The 7,793-nt window shown below is 69.4% G+C and carries 1 pseudogene; it reads right to left on the reverse strand.

From position 1 onward, the window contains the following. A pseudogene (locus ACFU99_RS25065) lies at nucleotides 1-7,793 on the reverse strand (hypothetical protein); the annotation flags it as partial.

The following is a 7,793-nucleotide window of genomic DNA, read 5'->3' on the forward strand; positions in this document are numbered from 1 at the left end:
CGTCAGCGCACCACGCAGCTCATCGGCGTCCCATGCCGCCAAGTAGGGGGCAAAATTCGGGTTCTGATCGACCCAGGACCGAAAAGCACCACGGATGTTCCGGCCGAACTCGATAGCCACATCCGCGTCAGCGCGAGCCTGCTGGATCTGAGGAACATTCGTCTGGGTATTCGCCTTCACATGCCGGATGTACTCGACGAGCTCACTCAGCGGCGACGTAGCGGTGTGATGCACCAGCATGTTGGCCGTACTGCGCGGGTTGATCCTGATCGGCAGATCGGCCGCGAGCTCATCGACCTCATACCCGAGCGACGCGGGGAACAGCCGGCCCAGCTTGCTGCTCCGCTCCGGCGTGACCCGCCGCAGAATCTGGAACACCTGATCAAAAGCCGCGAACACATCGGCGCGCTCGGCCCGCCCGTCGGTCATGCCGCCCTGCAACCCGCGGGACGGGTGCGAGACGATCTCCAGGATCGGCACCCCGGCGAACCTGTCCAGGGTGATGGTCAGCAGCCCCGGCAGCGTCACGACATCGCCGTACATCCTGTGATCGTCATCGGGGGCCAGAACCACCTGATATCCGCGCAGTTCCGCCTCGAAACCGTCGGCCGGACCGAAACCGGTGACCTGCGGCTGGCGCGCGGGAACAGGAACCAGCGACGCCAGTTGACTGCCGCCCGAGGCCGCGGGCGCGGCTGCCCGCCGCGAAGACGGACCCGCCTGAGCCGCCTGGGGCGCCTCCAACTGCCCCAGCCGCCTGATGACCTCCCGCCGCAGCTGGCTCACCGCCTCCCAGCGATGACTGCTCCGCGACTTGATGGCCCGCCAGTCATCCACCGCCGTGAGCACACGCCGCAGATGCCGCTCACTCGGATTGTCCGGCAGCCTCCGCACCGCGTCATCGATCGCACGCAACTCCTCGGAACGCTTCTTGCCCGAAGCAGAAGCCTGCTCCCAATCACGAATCGGATCACTGCCCCCACGACGGCTCGGCGGCGCGAAGTGAGTTTCACCTTCCGCGGGTTGGACGGACTCGTGGGTCGAAGCGGGCTGCTGAACCGGCTCGGAGGGCTCTTCCGTACGGGCGGGTTCTTCCGTACGAGCGGGCTGTTCGGTGCTCGACGGCCGTTCGCTGGGGGGCGACTGGTTCGGCCGCTCTTCGGTGGGCTCGGGCCGCTCCAGCACCATGGTGGTGGACGACGTGCGAGGCGCGAAGTGGGTCTCCTCCGGCACGGACTCCTCGTCGGAGCCCTCCCGCTGGAAGAGACCGGACTCGTCCAGACCGGAGTCGGTGCGCGGCGAGTGGCCCGCCGCGGGCGTCGGCTCCAGTTCACCCTCGGCCTGCGCCCACAGGGCACGGAACCCGGCCAGGATGTACGGGTTGTCCTGGCTGCCGAGAATTCCCGGCCGCCCCGGCCCGTACAGCCGTTGCAGCAACGGCAGCAGCGCGGGGTCGTTCTGCTCCACCCAGTCCGCACCGTTGTTGCGCGGCCTGCCGGTGCTGGGGTCGGTACCGGTGTTGGCGCCGAGATAGGCGGTGCTGAGCTGGGCGAAGTACTCGTGATGAGAGCTGGAGGAGTAGTTGGGGAAGACGCCGTCGGGCCAGTTCTGGGCGGCGCCGTCGCGCCGCTTGGCCTCGAAGACGTCCGCGATCCACTGACGGTCGTCGTCGCCCAACACCGACTGCACAGCATGCGCCCACTCATGGCGGGCGCTGGAGTAACCGTCCTCGAAAACGTCGGCGTGCGGCACACCGACGGTGTCGCCCAGCAAGTTCTCCTCGCCCACCCAGGCGAGCCGGCCACGGAAGATTCCGCGTTCGGCGCTCACCGAACGCCCATGGTCATGGGCCTCGTTCGGCTGCTGGAACGGGTCGAACGACGTCAGCGGCGTCTCCCTGGGAACCACGACGAGCCGTCGCCGCCCGGTCAGCATGGCCGCCGTGATGTCCGGGTCACCGAGCATGCCGGAGATCAGGGCCTCGGCCTCCTGCCGTGCCTCCTCCGGCCGGTCCGTACCCGGCGGCACCACGACCAGCAACTGGGCCGCGATGTCGTGGAATTCCGATACGGGCAGCGCCTCGCGCAGGTCCTGGACCAGCGACGCGTCGGTGGCCAGGGCCTCCCGCTCCGACAGCGGCAGCGCGGCCACCGCCTCGGCACGCTCGCCCGGCTCCATGCCGGGCAGCCGCCCGGCCAACTCGATCAGAGCGGGAGAGGGCGGGGCCGCGGCGGGTACGGGCGTGGGGGCTACGGGCACGGCGGGGTGAGCGGTCGTGGTCGGCTGCGCCGTGGGAGCCCCGGCACCGTCCTCGGGCCGCCTGGTGGGCGGTGAGTACTGGGAGTAGTTGACCTGCGAGTAGTCCTGCTGGGAGTACGCGACCTGCTGCGAAGAGCCGCCCTGCTGGGGATAGGCAACCTGCTGCGGGTAGGCAACCTGCTGCGGGTAGGCAGCCTGCTGCGGGTACGCGCCCTGCTGCGAGTAGCCGATGGGCCCGCCGACCGCCTCCAGACCGCGCCGCGCACGGGCCTGGTTGTAGAGGCGCAGGGAGAGTTCCGACAGCCTGGTGGCGTCCTCGACCGTGGAGGTCCGGGTCGCCCTCTCCGGCTCGGGCCCATAGGCACGGTTCTCCGTCAGAACGACAAGCGGGCTGAGACGCGGCGCCGCGCCCGCATAAGGGGGATTGCCTTCCATTTCCAAGAAGTTGGTGCGGATCCACAGCGCCTCGTTCTGGTCGATGAAGCGGTCCGGCTCCGCGAGAAGCAGGTTGTCGAGATACTCGCCGAATGTGGCGGGCTCGACACCTGACACGGGCTGCCTCATCCTCCTGCCGAGCAGGGAGTTGTCCGGCCGGGAGGCATAGCGGTTGAATACCCGGGTGAATTCGGCCGACAACGCGTCAGCGTTCGCTTCCAGGAACGCCTGGGGTACGTATCCGAGACCGGACCGTATCGCGGCGAGGGAGGTCCGAGAGGACACGACCGTATATTCCTTCGCCTGGACTTTCCCCATCTTTCCCCGAATGGCGGCGGCGACCTGCATATAGCCGAGCGTCAGCGCACCACGGACCTCATCTTCGTCCCACGCCGCCAGATAAGGGCCGTAATCCTTGTTCTGGCCGAGCCAATGCCGGAAAATGTCGCGGGCGTTCCGGCCGAATTCAATGGCCGCGTCCGCGCCCCGGCGGGCATCCTGATCCGGCGGAGTAGTCCCCTGACTATTCGCCTTCACATGCCGGATGTACTCGACCATCTCGCTGAGCGGCGACGTCGCCGTGTGGTGCAACAGCATGTGATTCGTGGCATACGGATTGATCTTGACAGGCAGATCGACCGCGAGCTCATCGACCTGGTACCCGAGCGACGCGGGGAAAAGCTGGCCCAGCTTGGTGCTCCGCTCCGGCGTGACCCGCCGCAGAATCTGCAGCACCTGATCAAAAGCCGCGATCACATCGCCGCGCTCAGCCCGCCCGTCGGCCACGCCGCCCTGAAGGCCGCGGGACGGATGCGTGACGACCTCCAAGATCGGCACCCCGCCGAACCTGTCCAGGGTGATGGCCAGCAGCCCCGGCAGCCTCACGACATCGCCGTACTCCTCCTCATCATCCCCAGGCGCCAGAACCACCTGGAAGCCACGCAGCTCGGCCTCGAAACCGTCAGCCGGACCATAACCGGCGACCTGCGGCTGACGCTGAGGAACAGGAACCAACGGAACCAACTGGCTCCTGCTCGCGGGCGCGGCCGACCGCCGCGAAGAGGGACCCGCCTCGGCGGCCGGCCGCGACTCAAGCTCCCCCAGCCGACTGTTGACCGCCCGCCGCAGCTGGCTCACCGCCTCCCAGCGATGACTGCTCCGCGACTTAGTGGCCCGCCAGGCGTCCGCCGCCGAGAGCACACGCTGCCAATGCCGCTCACTCGGATTATCCGGCAACCTCCGCACCGCGTCATCAATCGCACGCAACTCCGCAGAACGCTTCTTGCCCGACTCGGAGGAAATCCTCTCCCAATCCCAGATCGGATCAAGACGCCGGGACGAAGGCGCGAAATGCGTCTCACCCTCGTCCTGCCCGACGGACTCGTGGGTCCGAGCGGGCTGCTCGGCCGGGCGCTTCTCCTCGCTACGAGCAGGCTCCTCCGTACGGGCGGGCTCCTCCGTACGGGCAGGCTCCTCCGTACGAGCGGGCTGTTCGGTGCTCGACGGCCGTTCGCTCCGGGGCGACTGGTTCGGCCGCTCCTCGGTGGGCTCGGGCCGCTCCAGCACCATGGTGGTGGACGACGTGCGGGGCGCGAAGTGGGTCTCCTCCGGCACGGACTCCTCGTCGGAGCCCTCCCGCTGGAAGAGACCGGACTCCTCCAGACCGGAGTCCGTGCGCGGCGAGTGGCCCGCCGCAGGCGTCGGCTCCGGCTCCAGCTCGCTTTCGGCCTGCGCCCACAGGGCGCGGAACCCGGCCAGGATGTATGGGTTGTCCTGGCTGCCGAGGATCCCCGGCCGCCCCGGCCCGTACAGCCGCCGCAGCAAGGGCAGCAGCGCGGGATCGTTCTCCTCGACCCAGTCCGCGCCATTGTTGCGCGGCTTGTGGGTCATGGGGTCGGTGCCGGTGTTGGCACCCTGATAGGCGGTGCTGAGCTGGGCGAAATACTCCTGCTGAGAACTGGAGGAGTAGTTGGGGAAGACCCCGTCCGGCCAGTTCGAGGCGGCGCCGTCGCGCTGCTTGGCCTCGAAGACCTCCGCGATCCACTGACGGTCGGCATCGCTCAGTACCGATTGCACGGCATGCGCCCACTCATGGCGGGCGCTGGAGTAACCGTCCTCGAAGACGTCGGCGTGGGGCACACCGGTGGTGTCTCCCAGCAGGTTCTCCTCGCCGACCCAGGCCAGCCGGCCGCGGAAGACTCCGCGTTCGGTGCTCACGGAGCGCCCGTGGTCATGGGCGTCGCTCGGCTGCTGGAACGGGTCGAACGACGTCAGCGGCGTGTCCCGCGGCACGACGACGAGCCGTCGCCGCCCCGTCAGCAGAGCAGCCGTGGTGTCCGGGTCCCCGAGCGCGCCGCCGAGCAGCGCCTCGGCCTCGCTCCGGGCCTCCTCCGGCCGGTCCGTACCCGGCGGTACCACGACCAGCAACTGGGCCGCGATCGCATGGAATTCCGGGGCGGGCAGCGCGTCGCGCAGGCCCGTTACCAGTGCTTCGTCGGTGGCCAGGGCCTCCCGGTCCCCCAGCGGCAGCGCGGCCACCGCCGCGGCGCGCTCGTCCGGACTCATGGCAGGGAGCTGCTCGGCCAGGCCGATCAGGGCGGGAGAGGGCCGGCCCGCGACGGGTACGGGCGTCGTGGCCGGTACGGGCTCGGCGGGGCGAGCGGTCGTGTCCGCGGTTCCGGTGGTCCCGCTGTTCCCGGTGGTCCTGGTGGGCGGCGAGTACTGGGAGTAGTTGACCTGCGAGTAGTCCTGCTGGGAGTAGCCGCCCTGCGCTGAAGAGCCGCCCTGCGAGTAGCCGCCCTGCTGCGAATAGTCGCCTTGCTGCGCATAGTCGATGGGCCAGCCGACCGTTTCCAAGCCGCGTCGCGCACGGGCCTGGTTGTAGAGGCCCAGGGAGAAATTCGACAGCCGGGTGGCGCCTCGCACCGTGGTGGCCGGGGTCGCCTGATCCGGCGCAGGCCCGTACGCGCGGTTCTCCGTCAGGACGACGGGCGGGCTGATACGCGGAGTTCCCCCCGGGAAGGGGGGATTGGTTTCCAGCTCCAAGGTATTGGTGCGGATCGACAGCGCCTCGTTCTGATCGACGAAGCGAGCCGGCTGCGCCACGAGCAGATTGTCGAGGTACTGGCGGAACGTAGCGGGCTGGTGATCCGGATCGTGCTGCCTCAGCCTCCCGTCGAGCACGGCGTCATCCGGCCGGGAAGTACGGCTGTTGAAGGTCCGGGTGAAAGCCATGGCCAGGTTGTCGGCGTTCCCCTCCAGGAATGCCTGAGGCACGGACCCGAGCCCGGACCGTATCGCGGCGAGAGAGGTCCGAGAGGACGCGATGGTGTATTCCTTCGGATTATGCCTTGACGACCTTCCCCGAATGGCGGCGACGACCTGCATATAGCCGAGCGTCAGCGCACCGCGCAGCTCATCGGCGTCCCACTCCGTCACATAGGGCGCATAATCCCGGTTCTGACCGACCCAGGACTGGAAGGCGGCACGGGCGTTACGGCCGAACTCGATGGCCACGTCCGCGTCACCGCGGGCCCGCTGGATCTCCGGAACATTCGTCAGGGTGTTCGCCTTCACATGCCGGATGTACTCGACCATCTCGCTGAGCGGCGACGTCGCGGTGTGGTGCACCAGCATGTTGGCCGTGCTGCTCGGGTTGATCCTGATCGGCAGATCGAAGGCGAGCGGATCGACGTTGTATCCGAGCGACGCGGGGAAAAGCTGCCCCAGTTTGATACTCCGGTCAGGCGTGACCCGCCGGAGAATCTGCAGCACCTGCTCGAAAGCCGCGAATACATCGGCGCGCTCAGCCCGCCCGTCGACCGCGCCGCCCTGCAGTCCGCGAGACGGACGCGTGACGATCTCCAGGATCGGCACCCCGGCGAACCTGTCCAGGGTGATGGCCAGCAGCCCCGGCAGCCTCACGACATCGCCGTACTCCTCCTCATCATCCCCAGGCGCCAGAACCACCTGGTAGCCACGGATCTCGGCCTCGAAACCGTCAGCCGGGCCGAAACCGGTGACCTGCGGCTGACGCTGCGGGACCGGCACCAGCCGCGCCGGCTGACCGCCGCTCGCGGACGCGGCGGGGCGCTGCGAGGAGGGCCCCGCCTGAGCCGCCGGCCGCGCATCCAGCGCGTCCAGCCGCCTCTTGACCTCCCTGCGCAGCTGGCTCACCGCCTCCCAGCGGTGACTGCTGCGCGACTTATTGGCCCGCCAGTTGTCCACAGCCGTGAGCACACGCTGGAGATGCCGCTCCTGCGGATTGTCGGGCAACCGCCGCACGGCATCGTCGATCGCACGCACCTCTTCGGAGCGCTTCTTGCTCGAAGCGGAAGAGGCCGCCCAATCGCGAATCGGATCACTGCTGCGACGGCTCGGAGGCGCGAAGTGGGTCTCGTTCTCGTCGGGTTCGGCGGACTGGTGGGCGGTACGGGCGGGCTGCTGAGTCGGCTCGGGCTGCGCGGGACGTGCGGGCTGCTCGCTCTGCGCGGGCTGCTCGGTCTGCTCGTTCTGCGGCGGGCGCTCGTTCTGCCGGGGCTGCTGGGTCGGGGCGGGCTGCGGCCCCGTCACGGGGCCACGGCTCGGGATGAGGGTGTTCAGCAGGTCCCTGGCCGGGAGATGACCGGCGCGCAGGTGCTCCGCGGCGACCAGGTCCACGACCTCGTCGGGCCGCGAGACGACGCCTGCCGGATTCTCATCCGGCGCCACCTCCTGGATACGGTCCCACACCTCCTCCTCAGCCCACTGGACGGAGTCCTCCCGTCGGTCCTGGGGCACGGCGGGGTCGTTGAGCCGCTCGTGCGCGGCGTCGATGTCGAACCGCGCGGCGCCGGGGTGCCGGTGCGAGGGGGCGGGGGCGCCCGTGGCCGGCTCCTTGCCCTTCGCGGACTGCTTGCCCGACTCGGGCGCCGGCACGGCGTTCGTTCCGGACGGCTTGTCCGTCGCCGGGTTCTCGCCGGGCTCCTGCTGATGGCCCGTGCCCGTGCCCGTACGCGGGTCCGTAACGGGTCCCGTCGTCCCGGTCGGCAGGGGCTCGTCGACCGGAGTGTCCTGTCGGCCGGGCCGCGCCTCGCCCGGCGCGGTGACCGGCTCGGTCT

The sequence above is a fragment of the Streptomyces sp. NPDC057654 genome, assembly GCF_042800135.1.
Classification (GTDB): domain Bacteria; phylum Actinomycetota; class Actinomycetes; order Streptomycetales; family Streptomycetaceae; genus Streptomyces.